Annotated in this window: 23 protein-coding genes; 18 read left to right on the forward strand and 5 right to left on the reverse strand. The window is 44.2% G+C overall.

Features of this window, described 5'->3' with window-relative positions; genetic code table 11:
* The 18 genes from CHU92_RS15995 to CHU92_RS05085 form a co-directional block, all read left to right on the forward strand.
* Positions 1-264, forward strand: a 264-nt coding sequence (locus tag CHU92_RS15995; RefSeq protein WP_207759808.1) for a hypothetical protein, incomplete at its 5' end; no start/stop codon positions are given.
* A 239-nt stretch (positions 265-503) separates the two neighbouring features.
* Positions 504-2,249: an aspartate--tRNA ligase gene (gene aspS, locus CHU92_RS05005; protein WP_094413214.1), complete on the forward strand. Its 1,746-nt coding sequence runs from the start codon at positions 504-506 to the stop codon at positions 2,247-2,249.
* Positions 2,250-2,366: 117 nt separating this feature from the next.
* Entirely contained in the window at positions 2,367-2,564 is a 198-nt protein-coding gene (locus tag CHU92_RS05010; RefSeq protein WP_094413215.1) for a cold-shock protein, read from the forward strand.
* A 289-nt stretch (positions 2,565-2,853) separates the two neighbouring features.
* Positions 2,854-3,219, forward strand: coding sequence for an NADH-quinone oxidoreductase subunit A (locus CHU92_RS05015; protein ID WP_094413217.1), 366 nt, complete (start codon positions 2,854-2,856; stop codon positions 3,217-3,219).
* A 60-nt stretch (positions 3,220-3,279) separates the two neighbouring features.
* Positions 3,280-3,831: an NADH-quinone oxidoreductase subunit B gene (locus tag CHU92_RS05020; RefSeq protein WP_094413219.1), complete on the forward strand. Its 552-nt coding sequence runs from the start codon at positions 3,280-3,282 to the stop codon at positions 3,829-3,831.
* A gap of 8 nt (positions 3,832-3,839) precedes the next feature.
* Positions 3,840-4,379, forward strand: a complete 540-nt coding sequence (locus CHU92_RS05025) for an NADH-quinone oxidoreductase subunit C (protein WP_094413221.1) — start codon at positions 3,840-3,842, stop codon at positions 4,377-4,379.
* Between the two features lie 12 nt (positions 4,380-4,391).
* Positions 4,392-5,627 (forward strand): NADH-quinone oxidoreductase subunit D, encoded by a 1,236-nt coding sequence (locus CHU92_RS05030; protein WP_094413223.1) that lies wholly within the window; start codon positions 4,392-4,394, stop codon positions 5,625-5,627.
* 5 nt (positions 5,628-5,632) lie between these two features.
* Positions 5,633-6,175 carry an NADH-quinone oxidoreductase subunit NuoE family protein gene (locus CHU92_RS05035; RefSeq protein WP_094413225.1) on the forward strand — a complete coding sequence of 181 codons (543 nt, stop codon included), beginning with the start codon at positions 5,633-5,635 and terminating at the stop codon, positions 6,173-6,175.
* Positions 6,176-6,177: 2 nt separating this feature from the next.
* Complete coding sequence (nuoF, locus tag CHU92_RS05040; protein WP_094413227.1) at positions 6,178-7,548, forward strand: NADH-quinone oxidoreductase subunit NuoF; 1,371 nt, start codon at positions 6,178-6,180, stop codon at positions 7,546-7,548.
* A 95-nt stretch (positions 7,549-7,643) separates the two neighbouring features.
* Positions 7,644-8,687 (forward strand): 2Fe-2S iron-sulfur cluster-binding protein, encoded by a 1,044-nt coding sequence (locus CHU92_RS05045; RefSeq protein ID WP_094413229.1) that lies wholly within the window; start codon positions 7,644-7,646, stop codon positions 8,685-8,687.
* On the forward strand, positions 8,687-9,724 hold the full coding sequence (gene nuoH, locus CHU92_RS05050; RefSeq protein WP_094413231.1) for an NADH-quinone oxidoreductase subunit NuoH: 1,038 nt from the start codon (positions 8,687-8,689) through the stop codon (positions 9,722-9,724). Before CHU92_RS05045 ends, nuoH begins: the two co-directional genes overlap by 1 nt.
* Before the next feature lie 42 nt (positions 9,725-9,766).
* Positions 9,767-10,312 (forward strand): NuoI/complex I 23 kDa subunit family protein, encoded by a 546-nt coding sequence (locus CHU92_RS05055; protein ID WP_165764589.1) that lies wholly within the window; start codon positions 9,767-9,769, stop codon positions 10,310-10,312.
* 1 nt (position 10,313) lies between these two features.
* Positions 10,314-10,820: an NADH-quinone oxidoreductase subunit J family protein gene (locus tag CHU92_RS05060; RefSeq protein WP_094413235.1), complete on the forward strand. Its 507-nt coding sequence runs from the start codon at positions 10,314-10,316 to the stop codon at positions 10,818-10,820.
* A gap of 1 nt (position 10,821) precedes the next feature.
* Positions 10,822-11,142 (forward strand): NADH-quinone oxidoreductase subunit NuoK, encoded by a 321-nt coding sequence (gene nuoK, locus CHU92_RS05065; RefSeq protein ID WP_094413237.1) that lies wholly within the window; start codon positions 10,822-10,824, stop codon positions 11,140-11,142.
* A 6-nt stretch (positions 11,143-11,148) separates the two neighbouring features.
* Positions 11,149-13,029 carry an NADH-quinone oxidoreductase subunit L gene (nuoL, locus tag CHU92_RS05070; protein WP_094413239.1) on the forward strand — a complete coding sequence of 627 codons (1,881 nt, stop codon included), beginning with the start codon at positions 11,149-11,151 and terminating at the stop codon, positions 13,027-13,029.
* A 10-nt stretch (positions 13,030-13,039) separates the two neighbouring features.
* Positions 13,040-14,491 carry a complex I subunit 4 family protein gene (locus CHU92_RS05075; RefSeq protein WP_094413241.1) on the forward strand — a complete coding sequence of 484 codons (1,452 nt, stop codon included), beginning with the start codon at positions 13,040-13,042 and terminating at the stop codon, positions 14,489-14,491.
* A 2-nt stretch (positions 14,492-14,493) separates the two neighbouring features.
* Positions 14,494-15,885 (forward strand): NADH-quinone oxidoreductase subunit N, encoded by a 1,392-nt coding sequence (locus CHU92_RS05080; RefSeq protein WP_094413243.1) that lies wholly within the window; start codon positions 14,494-14,496, stop codon positions 15,883-15,885.
* Positions 15,886-16,264: 379 nt separating this feature from the next.
* A complete protein-coding gene (locus CHU92_RS05085; RefSeq protein WP_094413245.1) occupies positions 16,265-17,503 on the forward strand; it encodes a pyridoxal phosphate-dependent decarboxylase family protein in 1,239 nt (412 codons plus the stop codon).
* Between the two features lie 192 nt (positions 17,504-17,695).
* Here CHU92_RS05085 and CHU92_RS05090 read toward each other — a convergent pair whose 3' ends face one another.
* The 5 genes from CHU92_RS05090 to CHU92_RS16000 form a co-directional block, all read right to left on the reverse strand.
* On the reverse strand, positions 17,696-19,120 hold the full coding sequence (locus CHU92_RS05090) for an MATE family efflux transporter (protein ID WP_094413247.1): 1,425 nt from the start codon (positions 19,118-19,120) through the stop codon (positions 17,696-17,698).
* A gap of 161 nt (positions 19,121-19,281) precedes the next feature.
* On the reverse strand, positions 19,282-20,490 hold the full coding sequence (locus CHU92_RS05095) for an ABC transporter permease (RefSeq protein WP_094413249.1): 1,209 nt from the start codon (positions 20,488-20,490) through the stop codon (positions 19,282-19,284).
* A 3-nt stretch (positions 20,491-20,493) separates the two neighbouring features.
* Positions 20,494-20,886 (reverse strand): 30S ribosome-binding factor RbfA, encoded by a 393-nt coding sequence (gene rbfA, locus CHU92_RS05100; protein ID WP_094413251.1) that lies wholly within the window; start codon positions 20,884-20,886, stop codon positions 20,494-20,496.
* Positions 20,887-20,986: 100 nt separating this feature from the next.
* Positions 20,987-21,388 (reverse strand): methylmalonyl-CoA epimerase, encoded by a 402-nt coding sequence (mce, locus tag CHU92_RS05105; protein ID WP_094413253.1) that lies wholly within the window; start codon positions 21,386-21,388, stop codon positions 20,987-20,989.
* Positions 21,389-21,678: 290 nt separating this feature from the next.
* The coding region (locus CHU92_RS16000) for a hypothetical protein (protein WP_129583013.1) at positions 21,679-21,883 on the reverse strand (205 nt) is incomplete at its 5' end.

The raw sequence follows: 21,883 nt of genomic DNA on the forward strand, positions 1-21,883 counted from the left end.
TCAACCCTTTTTTATTTAACAAATAAGTTTAAACCACTTCATTATTATGTTCCCGATTTAAAAGTACAAAACAACTTTTTGTTTTTAGATACTGCCATAAGCTATCGCCCTGAGAGTAAAAAATGGGAAGCTAACTTCCTAATTAAAAACATAGGAAACGAAAAGAATTTTGAGCAGGTACGCACAACCGATATTTCAACCACAATATTTAGGAGTAATTTGCTAGAACGGCATATATTATTGAATTTTCAATGGCATTTATAATACCAAAAAATAATTTGCCCGCAAAGTACAGTCTGTAAAATTCCGGCAAGTTAAACAAGAGGAATAATTGGGGTTGCAATTTTTCCATAAATTTATAAAACATCCAAATTATACCTTTTTGCAGTCCGGTTTTTATTGGTTTAAATTGTTGCAATAAAAGAGTAAGACCACAAAAATCGGCCATTTACTCTGTCAGAATTGCCAATTGTTATTAAATTTGCACTTCTTAAAAATATAGTATGTACAGAAGCCACAACTGCGGGGAACTCAGCGCCGCCAATATCAACCAGGAAGTCACACTTGCCGGATGGGTACAAAAAACGCGAAACAAAGGTTTTCTTATATGGGTTGACCTTAGGGACCGCTATGGTATCACACAACTTATATTTGATGAAAGCCGTACTGACAAAACCGTTTTTGAACTTGCCGCAACCCTTGGCCGCGAATTTGTTATACAGGTTAAGGGCACGGTTATAGAACGCGAGTCTAAAAACCCTGCCATGCCTACCGGTGATATTGAAATACTGGTTTCCGGGCTTACGGTACTTAATACCGCGCTAACCCCTCCTTTTACTATTGAAGATGACACTGATGGCGGCGAAGACATCCGGATGAAATACCGCTACCTGGATATACGCCGTAATCCGGTGAAGAACAGCCTGCTGTTCCGCCACAAGGTAGCCATGGAAGTGCGGAATTATCTTTCAGCACAGGGATTCATTGAAATAGAAACCCCTGTGCTTATAAAATCAACACCAGAGGGCGCCCGTGACTTCGTGGTGCCATCCCGCATGAACGAAGGCCAGTTCTATGCCCTGCCGCAATCGCCGCAAACCTTTAAGCAGCTGCTTATGGTGGGCGGTATGGACAAGTATTTCCAGATTGTAAAATGTTTTCGTGACGAAGACCTGCGTGCAGACCGGCAGCCAGAATTTACGCAGATAGACTGCGAAATGGCTTTTGTGGAGCAGGAACATATACTGAATACTTTTGAAGGCCTTGCCAGCCACTTGCTAAAAGAACTAAAAGGTGTTGAAACCGGGCCTTTCCCCCGCATGACGTATGATGAAGCCATGAGGAGATACGGCAACGACAAGCCGGACATCCGCTTCGGGATGGAATTTGGCGAACTGAATGAGGTGGCGCAGCATAAAGATTTCGCCGTATTCAATAATTCAGAATTGGTTGTAGGTATCGCTGTTCCGGGAGGCGCTTCATACACAAGAAAACAGATTGATGAGCTTATAGAGTGGGTAAAACGCCCGCAGGTAGGTGCGAGCGGCATGGTATATGCAAAATATGAAGCTGATGGTTCTTTAAAATCATCCGTAGATAAATTTTATGACCAGGCAGACCTGCTGAAGTGGGCTGAAATAACAGGGGCAAAACCCGGTGACCTGATCCTGGTATTATCCGGAGATGCTCATAAAACGCGTACACGCCTCAGCGTATTGCGTATGGAACTGGCCACACGACTTGGCTTACGTAATCCTGAAGAGTTTGCACCGCTTTGGGTACTTGATTTCCCGCTGCTGGAATGGGATGAAGAAAGCGGCCGTTTCCACGCCATGCACCACCCTTTTACATCGCCAAAGCCGGAAGATATAGCGCTTTTAGAAACAAATCCTGCTGCCGTGCGCGCCAATGCTTATGACCTGGTGCTTAACGGCAACGAAATTGGCGGCGGATCTATACGGATACATGATAAGGCCACACAGCAGCTTATGTTTAAATATCTTGGCTTTACTGATGAGCAGGCAAAAGCCCAGTTCGGCTTCCTGATGGATGCGTTTCAATATGGCGCGCCGCCACACGGGGGCTTAGCCTTTGGTTTCGACAGGCTTGTAGCCATACTGGGCGGGCAGGAAACCATCAGGGATTTTATAGCTTTCCCTAAAAATAACTCTGGCCGTGATGTCATGATTGATGCGCCTTCTGCTATAGATCATGCGCAGCTGGACGAACTGCATATAAAGCTAAAATAATTCCGTGCTTACCGAACACGCTGAAAATCAATTATTTTTTAAACTTTTTTAACACAGGAGTTGTAAGTGTCATAATAAAGTTTACCTTTACGCATTATTAATTTTTTTCATTACATAATGCGAACAGGCAAAGTAAAATTTTTTAATGAATCCAAAGGTTATGGATTTATTACTGACGACGAAACAGGTAAAGACATTTTCGTGCACGCAACCGGCTTGAACGGAACAGAAATCCGGGAAGGCGATAAAGTTAGTTACGAAGAAGAAGACGGCAGGAAAGGTAAAGTCGCAGCCCATGTGGCAGCACTAAGCTAATACATATAAAGTATCAGATTACCTATTACATCAAGCCACCTTTGAAGGTGGCTTTTTAATTTATGAATTTGAGTTAAATTTTAAGTTTTGTTTAAAAAAGTTTAATCATTTTTAAATATTGTTAAACAAAAAACAATATTTTAGATTTAATGCCAAGATATGCGCAAAAAAGCTTTATTTAGAATTAATAAAAATTAGATTAAATACTGAGTAACGCCTTAAAAACGTTGATATAGTTTGGATTTGACACCCTATATTTGTGAATTGTTTATAATAAAATAAGCTATTTATGCAAACTAATCAGGTGGATTATTTCCCGATATTAATGCAGCTTGTGCTTGCCGTGGGATTTGTTGCCGGCACTATAGCCATATCCAACATACTGGGGCCAAAAAGGAAATCAGTAAATAAGGATAAAAACTTTGAATGTGGTATTGAATCAATAGGAAATGCTCGGATTCCCTTTTCAGTAAAATATTTCCTGGTAGCCATATTATTTGTATTGTTTGATGTGGAAGTTATCTTCATGTACCCATGGGCGGTTAATTTCCGGGAAATGGGTTTTGAAGGCTTACTGAAGATGGGTATATTTATGCTGCTGCTTGTGGTAGGGTTTTTCTACGTAATGAAGAAAAAAGGGCTTGAGTGGGAATAAACAAGCTTGTTAGGTATGCTTTTTGAAGTATATGCCTGATAATCATAAAATAAAGTTACTATGAGTACTTCATCAGATATAAAAATGGTTGACACCCCTGAAGGGATTGAGGGACAGGGCTTTTTTGCCACCAAGCTTGATACAGTTGTTGGCCTTGCACGTGCCAATTCACTTTGGCCGCTGCCTTTTGCAACCTCTTGTTGTGGTATAGAGTTTATGGCTACTATGGCCTCTCACTATGATGTGGCCCGTTTCGGTTCAGAACGTATGAGCTTTTCGCCTCGCCAGGCCGATATGCTGCTGGTTATGGGTACTATCGCCAAAAAAATGGCGCCTATCCTTCGCCAGGTATATGAGCAGATGAGCGAGCCCCGCTGGGTTATAGCCGTGGGTGCCTGCGCGTCTTCAGGCGGTATTTTTGACACCTACTCGGTGCTGCAGGGTATAGACAAGGTTATTCCTGTAGATATTTACGTGCCGGGCTGCCCGCCAAGGCCGGAACAGATACTTGATGGCATCATGAGGCTCCAGGAACTTGTAAAATCAGAATCCGTTAGAAGGAGAAGCTCGCCTGAATACCAGGAACTACTGGCTTCTTATAATATTTCTTAAAAGTAAAAATGGCATTAAAAACATCAGTTATACAGGAAAAGCTTGAAAGTAAGTTTGGTGATAAAGTAACCGGATTTACCCAAGTAAAAGACATCTTTTCATTTGAAGTTGCCCCTGAGGCCAACAATGAGGTAATGCGTTTCCTTAAAGAAGACCCGGCACTGCGCTTTAACTTCCTTACTGATGTATGCGGCGTGCATTATCCCGATGAACAGCCCGAAAGGCAGTTCGCCGTAGTGTACCACATGCACAACTGGTTCGATAACATACGCATACGTTTTAAGTGTTTCCTTAACGGCGAAAACCCTGAAATAGACACGGTGACCGGCCTGTTCCTTGGTGCTAACTGGCAGGAACGCGAAACGTATGACTTTTACGGTATAATATTTAAAGGCCATCCCCAGCTGAAAAGGATACTCAACATGGATGAGATGGTATCTTTCCCGCTAAGGAAGGAATTCCCGATGGAAGATGGCGGCCGTACTGATAAAGACGACCGGTTTTTTGGCCGTGTAACTGATAATGCAACACAAATTAACCAGGAATAATTTTTATATAAAATGTCAGACCTGTTATTACCACCGGAGCATCGATATGCCAAGATGATTGAGCAGCGGCAGAATGAAGACGGCAGCGAATTATCGATACTCAACTTAGGGCCTACACACCCTGCCACACACGGTATCTTCCAGAACATCCTGCTTATGGATGGCGAGCGCATACTGGATGGCGAAGGCACTGTAGGCTATATACACCGCGCTTTTGAAAAAATAGCTGAGAACAGGCCGTTTTACCAGATAACTCCGCTTACCGACAGGATGAACTACTGCTCTGCCCCCATTAACAACATGGGCTGGTGGATGACCCTTGAAAAAGCGCTTGATATTGAAGTGCCGAAAAGGGTGCAGTACATGAGGGTCATTATTATGGAACTTGCCCGTATTGCCGACCATATTATCTGTAATTCAGTACTTGGTGTTGATACCGGTGCGCTTACAGGTTTCCTTTACGTGTTCCAGTACCGCGAAAAGATTTACGAAATATATGAGGAGATATGCGGTGCGCGCTTAACAACCAATATGGGGCGCATAGGCGGTTTTGAGAGGGACTGGAGCCCTGCTGCCTTCCGTAAAATAAATGAATTCCTTGATGAGTTCCCTAAAATTTGGGGCGAGTTTGAAAGCCTGCTTACACGAAACAGGATATTTATGGACCGTACTATTGATGTAGGGCCTATATCAGCCGAAAAAGCGATGAGCTATGGCTTTACAGGGCCAAACCTACGTGCGGCAGGTATAGATTATGACATTCGCGTAATGAAGCCTTACAGCTCTTACGAAGATTTTGAGTTTGATGTGCCGGTAGGAAAATCAGGCGACACCTATGACCGTTTTTGCGTACGTAATGCCGAAGTTTGGGAGAGCCTGAAAATAATACGCCAGGCGGTTGATAAAATGCCTGAAGGGCCTTTCCATGCCAATGTACCTGATTATTACCTCCCGCCTAAAGAAGAGGTATACAATAACATGGAGGCGCTTATTTACCACTTTAAAATTGTAATGGGTGAAGTTCCTGTGCCAAAAACCGAAGTGTACCACGCGGTTGAAGGCGGTAACGGCGAACTTGGCTTTTACCTTATAACCGATGGCAGCCGCACACCTTACAGGCTCCATTTCCGAAGGCCATGCTTTATTTATTACCAGGCGTTTAACGACATGGTAAGAGGCCAGATGCTTTCGGATGCTATTGCAACATTATCAAGCCTGAATGTTATCGCAGGCGAATTAGATGCTTAATTATTATGGAAGTTTCAAACATAAAACAGGTAATAAACATTGATGAAAGGCTGACGGCCAGGATCAATGAACTGTTGAGCCATTATCCTGAAGATAAGAAAAAATCAGCGCTGCTGCCTGTTTTGCATGAGGTGCAGGACGCCCATGACAACTGGCTGAGCGTAGAGCTGCAGGACCGGGTGGCAGAGATACTGGGAATACAGCCTATTGAGGTGTACGAAGTGGTAACATTTTACACCATGTTCAACCAGCAGCCTATAGGCAAGTATATGTTTGAATTTTGCCGGACTTCATGCTGTGCCGTACGCGGAGCCGAAGACCTGATGGAATATACCTGCACTAAGCTGGGCGTAAAGGAAGGCGAAGTAACGCCCGACGGCATGTTCCGGGTGGTAGGTGTTGAATGCCTTGGTGCCTGTGGCTATGCCCCAATGATGCAGCTGGGCGATTATTATAAAGAACACCTGACCAAAGAAAAAATAGATGCAATAATTGAAGATTGCAGGGCAGGAAAAGTGGATTTACACAAACAGGCCATTACTGAATAACAATGGGACAAAAGATATTATTAGAGCACGCAAACGTACCGGGTATCAAAACCTATGAAGTGTACCGCCAGCATGGCGGGTATCGCTCGGTAGAGAAAGCGCTGAAAAGCATGACACCGGACGAGGTGGTGGAAGAAGTAAAAACATCAGGCCTTCGCGGTCGTGGTGGCGCAGGTTTCCCTACCGGAATGAAATGGAGCTTTATCGACAAAAAATCCGGTAAGCCAAGGCACCTGGTTTGCAATGCTGACGAATCGGAGCCGGGTACATTCAAGGACCGCTACCTTATGGAGTACATCCCGCACCTGCTTATAGAAGGGATGATCACTTCGAGCTATGCGCTGGGCTGTAACCTGTCATACATCTACATTCGTGGTGAGTATATGTGGGTGTTCCGCATCCTGGAAACAGCTATTAAAGAAGCTTATGCTGCGGGCTGGCTCGGAAAAAACATACTGGGTACGGGTTATGACCTCGACCTGTACGTTCACTGCGGTGCCGGAGCATACATATGCGGTGAGGAAACTGCATTGATTGAATCACTGGAAGGAAAGCGCGGCAACCCGAGAATAAAGCCGCCATTCCCTGCCGTGAGCGGGTTATGGGCCAACCCAACTGTAGTAAATAATGTGGAATCTATTGCCGCGGTGCCGTGGATTGTAAACAACACTGGTGCCGAGTACGCTAAAATAGGTATTGGCCGCTCTACAGGAACAAAACTGATATCTGCGTCGGGGCATTGTAAAAACCCGGGAGTATATGAAATAGAGCTGGGATTGAGCGTTGATGAGTTCATGAACTCTGACGAGTACCTTGGCGGTATGATGGACGACAGGCCTTTAAAAGCATTAGTCCCCGGAGGTTCTTCGGTGCCAATCCTCCCGGCCAACCTGATATTTAAAACCGCTGAAGGCAATGACCGCCTTATGACCTACGAGTCATTAAGTGAAGGAGGATTTGCTACAGGTTCCATGCTGGGTTCGGGCGGATTTATAGTATATAATGATACTACCTGTATAGTACGCAATACCTGGAACTTTTCAAGGTTCTACCACCACGAAAGCTGCGGGCAGTGTTCACCCTGCCGTGAAGGTACCGGATGGCTGGAGAAAGTATTGCACCGCATAGAAAATGGCCATGGCCGTGAAGAGGATATTGAGCTGCTTTGGGACATACAGCGCAAAATTGAAGGAAACACTATATGCCCACTTGGTGATGCGGCAGCATGGCCGGTAGCAGCAGCTATACGCCACTTCAGGGACGAGTTTGAGTACCACGTTCGTTTCCCTGAAAAGATTAAGAATAAAGACCATTTTGTAGCTGAGCCGTTTGAAAAGGTAAAGCACCTGGTGGCAAAACAGGAAGTAATATAATAGTTAAAAGTTATAAAGTAGAAAGTTGGAAAAGTTGATGACGTTGATTCACAACTTTATAACATTAAAACTTTCAACTTTCAAACCAAGATAAAATGAAAGTAACAATAGACGGCCAGGAAATACACGTAGAACCGGGGACAACTATCCTGCAGGCTGCGCGAATGATAGGCGGAGAATCGGTTCCGCCGGCAATGTGCTACTATTCGAAACTAAAAGGGAGCGGGGGCAAATGCCGTTGCTGCCTTGTAGAGGTTTCTAAAGGAAGTGATGCCAACCCTACCCCTATGCCTAAGTTGGTAGCCTCATGCGTTACCGGTGTTATGGATGGCATGGAGGTAAAAAGTATTACCTCAGAAAGGGTTATTGATGCACGTAAATCAGTAACCGAATTCCTTCTGATAAACCACCCGCTGGACTGCCCTATTTGTGACCAGGCCGGTGAGTGCGACCTGCAGAACCTGAGCTTTAAGCATGGTAGCGCCAACACAAGGTTTATCGAAGAAAAAAGAACATACGAGCCTGAAAATATAGGTGATAAGATACAGCTACACATGAACCGCTGCATCCTGTGCTACCGCTGCGTGATGGTTGCCGACCAGCTCACCGACGGCAGGGTACATGGTGTACTCAACCGTGGCGACCACTCGCAAATATCAACTTATATTTCAGAAGCAATAAATAACGAATTTTCCGGAAATATGATTGATGTATGCCCGGTAGGCGCCCTAACGGATAAAACTTTCCGCTTTAAGCAGAGGGTGTGGTTTAACAAGCCTTATAACGCACACCGTGACTGTGATAAATGCTGCGGAAAAACTACGCTATGGATGTTTGGTAACGAGATTCAAAGGGTTACGGCACGCAAGGACGAATACCATGAGGTCGAAGATTTTATTTGCAACGAGTGCCGTTTTGAACATAAAAAAGTGGAAGACTGGGTAATAGAAGGGCCAAGGAAGTTTGAGAAAGATTCTGTAATCAACCAGAACAACTATACCCGAAAAATAGAAAAGGTTACCCTGGAAACAGAAAAGCAGATACTGCTGGGCCGTGAACAGGACCGTAAAAAAATAAGCATGAAAGCTGTTCCGCTAAAAAAAGAAGAAGAAGAAATCTTTAAAGAAGGAAACATCTGATGGACCAGGCATTAATAATTGAAAAAGGTATATTCATTGTAGCGGTATTTGCTATTACAATGCTCATGGCTATGTACTCAACACTGGCCGAACGCAAGATCGCCGCATGGCTGCAGGACCGTATAGGCCCCAACCGTGCCGGTAAAGGGGGTATTTTACAGCCCCTTGCCGATGGGCTCAAACTTTTTGCAAAAGAAGAATTTTTCCCGAACACACCAAACAAATTCCTTTTTGTGGTAGGCCCTGCCATATCCATGAGTATGGCGCTTATGACAAGCGCTGTGATACCATGGGGGGACAGGCTGGAAATTTTCGGCAGGACTGTAATATTACAGGCTACCGATATTGATGTAGCCCTACTTTATGTATTTGGGGTACTTTCGGTAAGTGTATATGGCATTATGATTGGCGGCTGGGCTTCCAATAACAAATTTTCGCTGATGAGCGCCATGCGTGCTTCATCGCAAATGATATCGTATGAAGTGGCCATGGGGCTTTCCATCATCGCATTACTAATGATGACAGGGACCCTGAGCCTTCGCGAAATTGCAGCACAGCAGCACGGTATGGACTGGAACGTGTTTTACCAGCCCGTGGGGTTCCTTATTTTTTTGGTATGCTCGTTTGCCGAAACCAACCGTACGCCTTTTGACCTTGCCGAATGTGAGGCCGAGCTAATAGGGGGCTACCACACCGAATACTCCTCTATGAAAATGGGCTTTTACCTGTTTGCGGAATATGCGAGCATGTTCATATCCTCAACAATACTCGTCGTGCTTTATTTTGGCGGGTATAATTATCCGGGCATGGACTGGGTGGAGGCTAACTGGGGGGTTAATCCGGCAAATATTATAGGTATAGCGGTATTGTTTGCAAAACTGTGCTTCTTTATATTCTTCTACATGTGGGTACGCTGGACGGTGCCAAGGTTTCGTTATGACCAGCTTATGCGCCTGGGATGGAAAACCCTCATACCGCTTGCTATTGCAAATATTATAATTACAGGAGTAGTAATACTGCTGGCAGATAACGCTTAATAGGAATATCCGGAAATACCGGTTAATCACAATACAATAAAAATGTCAATAGAAACCATATCACTATCGGGAAGGAAGAAAGAGGTTTCCAACAAGAAAATGAACTTTTGGGAAAGCCTCTATCTTGTTGCTATTGTTAAGGGTTTATTTATAACAATACGCCACCTGTTTACAAGAAAGGTAACTATAAAGTATCCTGAACAGACAAGGGAGCTTAGCCCTGTGTACCGCGGCCAGCACATGCTGATGCGCGATGAAGAGGGCCGTGAGCGCTGTACGGCGTGTGGCCTTTGCGCCCTTTCATGCCCCGCGGAAGCCATTACCATGACGGCAGAAGAAAGAAAACCCGAAGAAAAGCACCTGTACCGGGAGGAAAAATATGCTTCAGTATATGAAATCAACATGCTGCGCTGCATTTTTTGCGGGCTGTGTGAAGAAGCATGCCCAAAACAGGCTATTTACCTAACCAAATCACAAGTTATGGTAAAATCAAGCGGCAAAAGGGAAGATTTTATCTTCGGCAAAGACAAACTGGTTATGCCACTTGACATGGCAATTAAAAATACACAAACTAAAGCGGCCAATTAATATGATAACAACCTTATTCTATATCTTATCGGCCATAACCCTCGCTACGGCGTTCCTTACCATCCTTAGCAAAAACCCGATACACAGCGCTATTTACCTGGTGCTTTGCTTTTTTTCCATTGCAGGGCATTACCTCATGTTCAATGCCCAGTTCCTGGCCATAGTACATATAATAGTTTACTCGGGAGCCATCATGATCCTGATGCTCTTCACAATCATGCTCATGAACCTGAACAAAGAAGATGAAAAGAACAAATCAGTACTGTCCCGCATTGCGGCAGTAGTTTCATTCTGCCTTGTTGCACTTGTCCTGCTGGCTACTTTCATAAAGGCGGAACCGCAAATGTCAAGGTATTATGCTTCAGGCGAAGATTACCAGTCTATAAAAGTACTGGGGCAGGTTTTGCTTAACGATTATATGGTGCCCTTTGAATTTGCTTCAGTATTGTTGCTGGTATCAATGATAGGCGCGGTGTTATTATCTAAAAAAGAATATATCAACGGTTAATATGGAAAACATTCTACAGCAGATAGGTATAGAAAACTACATTTATTTATCGGCGCTGCTTTTTTGTGTGGGCATTTTCGGGGTACTTTACCGAAGGAATGCCATTGTTATGTTTATGTCAATTGAAATAATGCTGAATGCCGTAAACCTGCTGCTGGTGGCCTTTTCAACCTACCACCAGGATGCGGAAGGGCAGGTTTTTGTATTCTTCTCTATGGCAGTTGCTGCGGCTGAAGTTGCCGTAGGCCTGGCCATACTGGTTGCCATATACAGGAACCTGAACAATATTGATATTGACAACTTAAAGAAACTAAAAGGATAACGCCTGATGGAGACAAATTTGGCATTACTACTACTCTTGGCCCCGTTTGCAGGGTTTTTAATCAACATTTTTACAGGAAAAAAACTTGGCAGGAATGCATCAGGTACGCTTGGCTCAGTGGCTGTTGCTGTTTCATTTGCGGCAACGCTTTACTTCTTCCTGCAGGTAAGCAATACAAAACAGCCGGTAATGGTAAACCTGTTCGAATGGATGGAGCTCATCAACTTCAGGGTTAACTTCGGCTTCCAGCTTGACCAGCTTTCGCTGCTGTGGCTTATGTTCGTAACCGGTATAGGTACGCTTATCCACATCTACTCTATCAGCTACATGCATGATGATGAGAACATGCACAAATTTTTTGCCTACCTCAACCTTTTTGTTTTCTTCATGATAACACTGGTTATGGGCAGCAACCTGCTTATCATGTTCATAGGCTGGGAAGGCGTAGGGCTTTGCTCCTACCTGCTTATTGGGTTCTGGTACAAGAACCAGGATTATAATGATGCCGCCAAGAAAGCATTTATTATGAACCGTATTGGCGACCTTGGCTTCCTTATCGGGATGTTCATTGTTGGCTCGTTATTTCATTCCCTTGACTATACTTCCATACAAAATACAATAACTTCAGGCACCCCTGTTGATGCGGTATGGCTAAGTGCGGCCACACTGTGCCTGTTTATAGGCGCCTGTGGTAAAAGCGCGCAAATACCTTTATATACATGGCTTCCTGATGCTATGGCCGGGCCTACCCCTGTATCAGCGCTTATACACGCGGCTACCATGGTTACGGCAGGTATATTTATGATAACAAGGATGAACTTCCTGTTTAACCTTACACCTGATATACAAAATGTAATTGCCATAGTAGGTGCAGTAACATCATTAGTAGCTGCCGCAATAGGCCTTGTGCAGAATGATATTAAAAAAGTACTGGCTTATTCTACCGTATCACAGCTGGGGCTTATGTTCCTTGCCCTTGGGCTTGGTGCTTATGAAATAGCTGTTTTCCATGTAATTACGCATGCTTTCTTTAAAGCCTGCCTGTTCCTGGGGTCTGGCTCTGTTATACATGGGCTACACGGAGAGCAGGACATGCGCAACATGGGCGGCCTTAAAAAAGCGATGCCGGTTACCTTCATAACGTTCCTCATATCAACACTTGCCATATCAGGGTTGCCGCCATTCTCAGGTTTCTTTTCTAAAGATGAAATCTTAATGACGGCCTTCCACCACAACAAGGCATTATGGATCATTGCTTCACTGGCTTCCATCATGACGGCATTTTATATGTTCCGCCTGCTTTACCTAACGTTTTATAAGAGTTTCAGGGGTACAGAAGAGCAGAAACACCACCTGCACGAATCTCCTGCGCTGATAACATTCCCGCTTATAGTACTGGCAATCCTTGCACTGGCAGGTGGCGTTATTAATCTGCCGGGCAGCAACTGGCTTAACCATTATCTTGCGCCTGTTATTGCCGCGCCGGCAGCACACCACGCTCTCGACGGCACAGCGTATATGCTTATGGGTATTGCCGTTGCAGGCGCTTTGGTTGGCATTGGCATTGCTTACGCTAAATATATAAAACAATCGGCCGTACCTGCACAGGACAATGAAATAAGAGGTTTTGCCGGTATGCTTTACAACAAGTTCTATGTTGACGAGCTGTATATGGCCATTATTGTTAAACCAATTTATGCCTTAGGCTCGTTCTTTAAAAATGTTACGGAAGCAGCTTTTTCAGGAGCAATATACGGCCTGGGCAAAATAGCCGATATGCTGGGCGCCGAAGGCAAAACACTGCAGAACGGGAGTATAGGGTTCTACCTGCTTACATTTGTAGTTGGCGTGTGTTCTGTAATAGTATATATCTTTCTAGCAAAATAATCCATACCTGATGAATGTATCCATTATACTCATTATTTTATTAGCCGGGGCACTTGTAACCTATCTTGCCGGTAACAAATGGGCTTCAAAAGCAGCTGTGCTGTTTAGCATAGCGGCGTTTGCTGCTACCATAGGCGTAACCATAAGCTACAGCAATGGCGAGGCCACCAGCTTTATTTTCCATTGGCTCAAGTCGCCTAATGTATTTCTGGCCTTCCAGTCTGACGGGCTTTCGCTTTCCATGCTGCTGCTCACCACGGCACTTACACCAATAATATTATTTTCATCATTAGGCAATACTTTTAAAAATGCTAAAAGCTTTTATGCGCTTATACTGTTTATGGCTTTTGCCATGGCAGGTGCTTTTATAAGTGTTGACGGCTTTGTATACTACATATTTTGGGAACTGGCCCTTATCCCGATTTATTTTATAGCACTTGTGTGGGGCAGCGGAGATTCTGAAAGCAGGAAAAAAGCAGTAGTAAAGTTTTTTATCTATACGTTTGCAGGCTCGCTATTCATGCTGGTGTCATTCCTATACCTGTACCAAAAAACAGGTTCATTCCTTAGCGTACACCTGTATAAGGCCTTCCTTACCCCTAAAGAGCAGCTTTTTGTATCGCTGGGGTTCTTCCTGGCCTATGCTATTAAAATACCTGTGATACCCTTCCACACATGGCAGGCGAACGTGTACCAAAAAGCTCCTTCGGCAGGTACCATGCTGCTTTCGGGCATCATGCTTAAAATGGCTATATTCAGTATTGTAAGGTGGCAGCTGCCTATAGCGCCACTAGCTGCCAAAGAGCTTATGAATGTTTTCATCGGTCTTTGCATAGCGGGTGTTATTTATGGCTCAGTCCTGGCACTGAAACAAAAAGATATCAAGAAACTTTTCGCTTATTCGTCTCTTGCACACGTTGGCCTTATTGCGGCTGGTACCTATACCCTTACGCTTGACGGCCTAAGGGGCGCCTTCCTGCAAATGATAGCCCACGGGTTTGTAGTAGTGGGGCTTTTCTTTGCCGCCGAAATAATAGCAAGGAGGTTTGAAACCGGCAAAATTGAAGAAATGGGCGGCATACGGAGCCAGTCGCCTAAGTTCACGTCCATGTTCATGATACTGGTGCTGGCATCGGTAGCGCTGCCGGGTACCTTTAACTTTATCGGCGAATTTGAGCTGCTTTACAGCCTGTACCAGCTTGATATATGGCTTGCCGTGCTGGGCGGTACCACCATTATACTGGGCGCGTTCTATATGCTGAGGATGTTCCAGCAGGTAATGCTTGGCGAACAGAATGCCAGGGCATTTGCCGACGTAACTTTTGGCGAAGGTGCGGTATTTGTTGCCATAATTGCCGTGCTCCTGTTCTTCGGGCTTTACCCGAAACCGATTGTTGACTTTATTACGCCGGAGCTTGAAACAATCCTGGCCAGTATAAACCGATTTAACTTAGCCCGATAAACATGAACACATTAATAGCTATTGCAGGATTAGGGATTATTTGCCTTATAGCTGAAATTTTTAATTTAAGGAAAGCCATTGTGCCGGTTACTATTATTGGGCTTTTGGCCGTACTTGGCCTTAATGTGGCAGAATATAACGAACTAACACAACTGGCGCCGGGAAGTAAAAGGGCATTTTACAATAACATGGTAGTAAGCGACTTTTACGGTGTTGCTTTCAGCGGCCTGTTCATTGTACTTACTATATTCCTGGTGGCGCTGAGCCCTGATTTCCATAAAGAACGCAAAGCAAAGCTTTCCGATTTTGTTGCTATAAAGCTGTTCCTCCTTGCCGGCGCCATAGCCATGGTATCATTCGGCAATCTTGCCATGTTTTTCCTGGGCATTGAGGTACTTTCTATAGCACTTTATGTGCTGGCAGCCAGCGAGCCAAAAAACATTAAAAGCAATGAGGCAGGTATGAAATATTTCCTGATGGGTGCATTTGCTTCAGGTATTTTATTATTTGGAATTGCGCTTATTTATGGCGCCACAGGATCATTCGATACTTCAGCCATTTTTGATGTAGCCATTACCGGCAATGAACCAGAATGGTTTTTCATTGGTATTGTAATGCTTACGGTAGGGCTACTGTTTAAAATTGCAGCGGTACCTTTCCACTTCTGGGCACCCGATGTTTATGAGGGATCGCCGGCACTTACTACTGCCACTATGAGTACCCTTGCCAAAATAGCCGCAATGGCCGCTTTCTTCAAGCTGATGCGCAGCATGAATTATCAGGTACCGGGAAGCTACATTACCATCATAAGCATTGTGGCAATCCTTTCAATGACAATTGGCAACCTTACGGCGCTCAAGCAAACTAATGTAAAGCGGATGCTGGCTTTTTCGGGAATCTCCCATGCAGGCTTTATGCTGATGGTATTTTTCAATCCCCCTGCCATGGGCGATATACTGTTTTATTATGCGGCTGCTTATGCCATTGCCGGTATTGCCGCCTTTGCAGTAGTGCTATATGTGTGCGGTAACAAAGGGAATGAGGAAATACATAACTTTAATGGTTTAGGCAAAAATAACCCACTAATGGCTGCCGTGCTTACATGTGCCTTACTGTCAATGGGTGGTATTCCCATATTGTCTGGGTTCTTTGCCAAGTTCTTCCTTTTTAACGAAGTACTGCATACGGGCCACATAGCCATAGTTATCGTAGCTGTCATAAATTCCATCATAAGCATAGGATATTATTTTAAACTGATACTGGCCATGTACACCCAGGATGCTACAGGCGAAAAACAGCCGGTACCAATTATGTACGGCGCGGTAGCGGTTATATCAATACTTATAAATATTGCCATAGGGCTGTACCCTTCGGTGTTGCTCGACCTTCTCTAAAACTTTATTTCCCTGATAAAGTATCTCAGGTATCCAGCTACTACCATATCATTACAGTCAAACTGGTAGTTGTGGTAATGGATTAATTCTTTAAAAAATACAAATCAGAGGCACAGGGAATTCAATATTAATAAATAAAAGCGGCTGCACATAGTACAGCCGCTTTTCCCCCAAATTTAAATAATCTAAACAATTATCTACTTTTCTTAGAATCTGCCGCTCATCATCATCCTTTTTGCAGCATCATTCGGCAAATGTACTCGCTTTTGGCATTATTTAAAACAATTCAGGGAAATTAATTTTAAAATTTCGGACGTGATATAAATCATACTTTTATGACAACCCATGGTTTTACTTTGCATTAAAATTATAGGGGATTATGAAGTATTGGAGCAAATTATCAAAACAACAGCGCCAGGAAAGGGTGGCGAGGGCACTTGAGGAGAACGTAGATTTTACAAATGATGCGTCACTTGGTTATCCTGCGTCAAAACTGGACGGAAAAGTGTTTTATGATGATGCGCCTTTTCTAAAGGATGCACCGGTACTTCAAACTTTTGTGGCCAATCCTAACCATATTGGCTGCCACACCCTGGGCACATCAGAAAAAGCATTTAAAGGCACACAGGAGATGGAGCGGGAAGTGCTTAATGTAATAGCTGTTGATATATTTAAGGCCGAACCTGAAGGCTTTGACGGCTACATAGCCCCTGGCGGCACCGAAGCCAATATTGAGGCTTTATGGATTTACCGTAACTATTTTATTGATGAATATAGCGCCAAGCCAGGCGAAATAGCCATCATAGCCACAGAAGACACACACTATTCCGTAGCTAAAGGCGCCAACCTGCTCATGGCCGACTGGATAAAAGTGCCGGTACACGAAAAGAGCCGCTATATTGATGAAGTGGCGCTGGAAGAAATGATAATGACGGCTCGCATGAAAGGAAAACGCTATTTTATAGTAATGGTAAATATGGGCACTACCATGTTTGGCTCGGTTGATCGCGTAGAAGTGTATACTAAATTGCTAAAAAGTTATGAAATGGTATATAAAGTGCATGTTGATGCCGCATACGGTGGTTTTGTGTACCCTTTCAGCAATGAGGAAAGCACACTGAACTTCGAGAATCCTGAAATAAACTCCATAACCATAGACGCGCATAAGATGCTGCAGGCTCCTTATGGTACAGGTATATTTGTATGCCGCAAAGGCTTTATTGAATATGTACTGACTAAAGAAGCCGAATATGTAGAAGGCATGGACCTCACCCTGTGTGGCAGCCGACCGGGCTACAATGCTGTGGCCGTATGGACCATATTATATACCTATGGCCCCCACGGGTGGAAAGAGAAAGTGAATATCCTGCTTATGCGTACTGACTGGCTGTGCCGCGAACTCGACACCCTGGGGATAGAATACTTCCGGGAGCCACACATGAATATAGTTACCCTTAGGGCAGTCCATATACCGCCACATATTGCCGGGAGGTTCAGCCTGGTGCCCCAAAAGCACAGTAAAGACAACCAGTGGTATAAAATTGTGGTTATGGACCATGTGGAAGTAAACCACCTGTCGCAATTTATGGGCGAACTGAAAAAAACAGTATTAATTTAAACCTGTTTTAAAAAAAATTTAATGAGATAAATGGGATGGCTGTAAACATTTCATCATAATGAACAAGTCTCGAATATCCTCATGTAATTTATGTTCTGCAAACCAAATTACAACAAAGCGGGAAATCCTTAAATGAAAATCCCGCTTTCCTAAAAAAGTTTTATCGGACACTGGTGATTAGTAATTCTGAAATTACACCTCAATCCTTTTCCATCTTCCCCTCCTGAAAAGGATGATACTGACGAGTGTCATGGCTGTTTCGGCTATGGGTATGGCCAAAAATACGCCCGTTGGCCCCATATCACAATACTTTGCCAGCAGGTATGCCAGGGGTATCTGGAAAAGCCAGAAGCCAAAGAAATTGACCCATGTTGGGGTTTTGGTGTCCCCGGCACCGTTAAACGCGTTGATGAGTACCATGCCTATGCCATAAAAAACATATCCGGCACTTAAAATCCTTATGGCTTCCACCGCAATATCATGCACGTGCGCATTGTTGGTAAAAAACCACATCAGCGGTTCGGCGGCAAGCAGCGTGATGGCCATAATAGCACCCATGTATATGGCATTATATTTCGCTGTCACAAAAACAGACCTTTCCGCCCGGTCAACATGTTTTGCACCGAGGTTTTGCCCCGCCAGTGTAGCTGCTGCGTTGCTAAGCCCCCAGGCGGGGAGCATAAAAAACATCATGATGCGGATAGCGCTCTGGTAGCCTGCAGAGCCTTCATCCCCGCCTGTAGTGGCAACAAGCTGTGCCAGGAATATCCAGCTACAGGAAGCTATGACAAACTGCAAAATGCCGGGGAGTGCTATTTTAATCAGCGCCTTCATCTGCTCCCAGTGCGGTATGAAATAAGAGGCAGCCACCTTAAGCATACCCTTTCCGTTAAAAAGATTATACAGCTGGTATGTAACTCCTATTCCACGTCCTATAGTAGTGGCAATGGCTGCTCCGGTAAGACCGTAAGCAGGTACTGGCCCCAAACCCATGATAAACACAGGGCACAAAATGATGTTGCAGATATTGGCAATCCAAAGGCTTTTCATGGCGATGGCCGCATTGCCCGCGCCACGAAAAATCCCGTTAAAAAGGAACAAAAGCATGATAATGAAGCTGCTTCCCATCATAATTTGGGTAAAAGGTGTCCCAAACACTGCCGACTCTTCTGAAGAACCCATAATAAGCAGTATGTCGGTAGCATAAATAATGCCGGCTACCGCTATAACCAGGTTTACCGCCAGGGCAATGACAATAGCCTGCATACCGGCCTTTGCGGCGGCAACAGGGTCTTTTTCGCCTATGCGGCGTGCCACTACAGCAGTGGCTGCCATGCTCATGCCTATGGCTATTGAGTAAATTATGGTAAGCACCGATTCAGTAAGGCCGACTGTCTGCACGGCAAAGCTGCTGTTTTCCAGATGGCCTACAAAGTACAGGTCAACCAGCGCGAAAATTGATTCCATCATCATTTCGAGCATCATAGGGATGGCCAGCAGCAATACAGCCCTGCGGATGCTTCCGGTGGTGAAATCGATATTTTCGCCTTTAAGTGATTGTGATAATAGTGATATTAAGCGAGAAAATGCGCTTTTATTTTGTCGGGATTCTGACATTTTTTTAAGATTAAAGATTAATGAATAGCGATGAGGGGCAATAAATGCCCATACGTTTAAGTGCGGAGATAATTGTCCTTATCGGATACGGACAGCAACTACTATCATATGCTTTAAGCTATAGCGCAAATATAAATGAATTTTTTTCGGCAGGAACGTCTTTAAGTATTTTCTAACAAAGAAGCATTTACCCTCCCTGCTGCAATCCCCGAAGCGATAAAGCCCAGTGTAAAAATAGTAGCTATTACAATGAGTACATTGGCGAAATTGAATTCAACAGGGTAGGCCAGCTTGCCGGGGACTATCATTATGAGTTCATGGGTTTGTTGTAAGTAAATTATAGCCGAGCCCAATAAAAGGCCTAAAAACGCGCCCAGTGCAGTTATAAACATCCCCTGGTACAGGAATATATTCCTTAGGCTGTCCTGTTGGGCACCAAGGCTGTAAAGGGTTTTTATATTTTCCCTTTTGTCCAGTATCAGCATAATCAGCGCGCCCGCAAGGCAGAAAAGCGTCATGACGACCACCAGCGAACAGAAAAGGTACACAGCGAGGTTTTCGGCATTCAGCATTTTATACAATGCGTCGTTTAATTGTGCGCGGTTCTTTATAGTGACCTTATTTTTGAAAAGGCCTTCAATATCCTTACGAACATTATCTTCATTAGCTCCCGGCGCTAATTTAAGTTCAAGCGCTGTTACCTGGCCCGGCTTTAACTGGAGCAATTCCCGCGCCAGGGGGAGGTCGCAGTACACGTATTTACTGTCGGCGTCATCATTAATAGAATATACGCCTACAACGGCAAGCGGTGATTTATTGAATGCCTCTTCAGGGGCGTCAATAGCTCCTTTGCCCGGCTTGGGCACATATACTTCGAGCGCCCGGTTTACATCTAACAACGCCAGCGAAAGCTTATTGTAGATGCCAATCCCGGCCACTGCCTGTATGGTTTTCGGCTGTAGCCAGTTGCCGGCAGCTAAATGTTTATTAATATTGGTAACGTTGGTAAAAGTACTGTCAACACCTTTTAAAAAAGCAACCTGTTCTTTTTCATCAAAATAAAAAAGTACCCGATCCTCAACAACTTTGCTGTAGGACGCCAGGCCTTTAACAGAGGAAAGCTGCTGCTCCTGCTGTGGGGTAACCGTAAAGGATTTGCCCAGGCGTGCTGTGGCTTTAAGGTCGGGGTCAGTAGCATTGGTAAAGGAAAGGCTGAAATTTTTAAGCCCGCTGAACACAGAAAGTATCACAAAGAGGGCCGTGGCGCTTACAATAATACCTATTGTCGCTATACGGGTAATGATGTTTACGGCAGTGCTTTTGCTTTTGCTTATGGTGTACCGGGCTGCTATATAAAACGGATACCTCAAGGCTTATAATTTCTTACGCCTGTCAAGCAGTTCAGGGTTAGCAATAGGGTTATTTTCGCCCCGAAGTTCCTTATCCATTTTTTCCATCTGGTCGAGCGAATCATCAATGTAAAATATAAGGTTGGGCACCTTGCGGAGCTGCATCCGTACGCGCTGCGCGAGGTCGTGCTTTATTAGCGGAGTATTGGATCGAATTGCCGAGAGTATTTCACCGCCTTTGTCAGTGGGGAACACGCTTAGGTACACTTTAGCAATAGACAGGTCAGAAGTTACGGATACTTTTGATACCGATATCACGAGGTTGCTTATCGCATTTTTCCTGACTTCGCCCTGTAAAATATCAACAAGGTCGTTCTGCAGCAATGCACCAATTTTTCTTTGCCTGTTTGTTTCCATTACGCAAAAGTACGATAATCAATTTAAAAATGTAAAAATGAATTAATGCAGCGGTTACCCATAAGAAATTGTTTCATTGCTGCATTGCCGAATTAAACACTTAAGGGATTTCCTGGCAAAGCTCTACCAATACGCCATTAGTGCCCTTAGGGTGCAAAAATGCCACGAGTTTATTGTCGGCGCCACGTTTTGGGATTTCGTTGAGTATAGTAAATCCTTCCTTTTTAAGGCGTTCTGTTTCAGCAACAATATCCTCCACATCAAAGGCAATATGATGTATGCCTTCTCCTTTTTTTTCGAGGAATTTAGCAATGGGGCTGTCAGGGTTGGTAGCTTCAAGGAGCTCAATTTTATTGGGCCCGTTCATAAAAAAAGAGGTTTTTACTCCTTCACTTTCCACTTCTTCGGTTTTATAGGCAGGGGCGCCAAAAAGTTTTTCAAACAGCAGGTTGCTGGCTTCAAGGTCTTTTACGGCAATGCCTATGTGTTCTATTTTTTTCATGTGGCAAATATACTAAAATAAAAACCGCACAGATGGGCCGTGATTTTTCAGATTTGTAGTTTTATCAGTTCTTTACTATGATGTAGCTTTTACCTGGGACTGATGCATCACTTACTTTTATTAAGTAAGATCCTTGTGGTAGCCCGGAGATGCCAATTGTGACGGAAGCGTTGTGTTGTCCTTAAACCGGCTTTAAAATGTAATTGAAAAATGTAAAATTATTGGGCTTACAACCCGGTTTTTGACGTTTATAAATGCTGATTTTATAAAAAATATAGCGCTCCCCTTATTTAGGGCAATAAGCCGGGCAAAATTCTTGGCTTTTTCACCACAAAGCGAAGGTATTCCTTTATAATACAGGTTAATGAAGCCATGAGTAAGTGTTTGTTGTTTTGTTCTTTGGGGATGCAGTTGTATTCCTGCCCTGAGCCTCCCCTTAGCCCTGATGGAAGCGGCATCCTCCCCGCCGCCCGCTTTTGCGGCGGGGAGATATAG

The organism is Flavobacterium cyanobacteriorum (genome assembly GCF_002251835.1).
GTDB lineage: Bacteria > Bacteroidota > Bacteroidia > Flavobacteriales > Flavobacteriaceae > Flavobacterium > Flavobacterium cyanobacteriorum.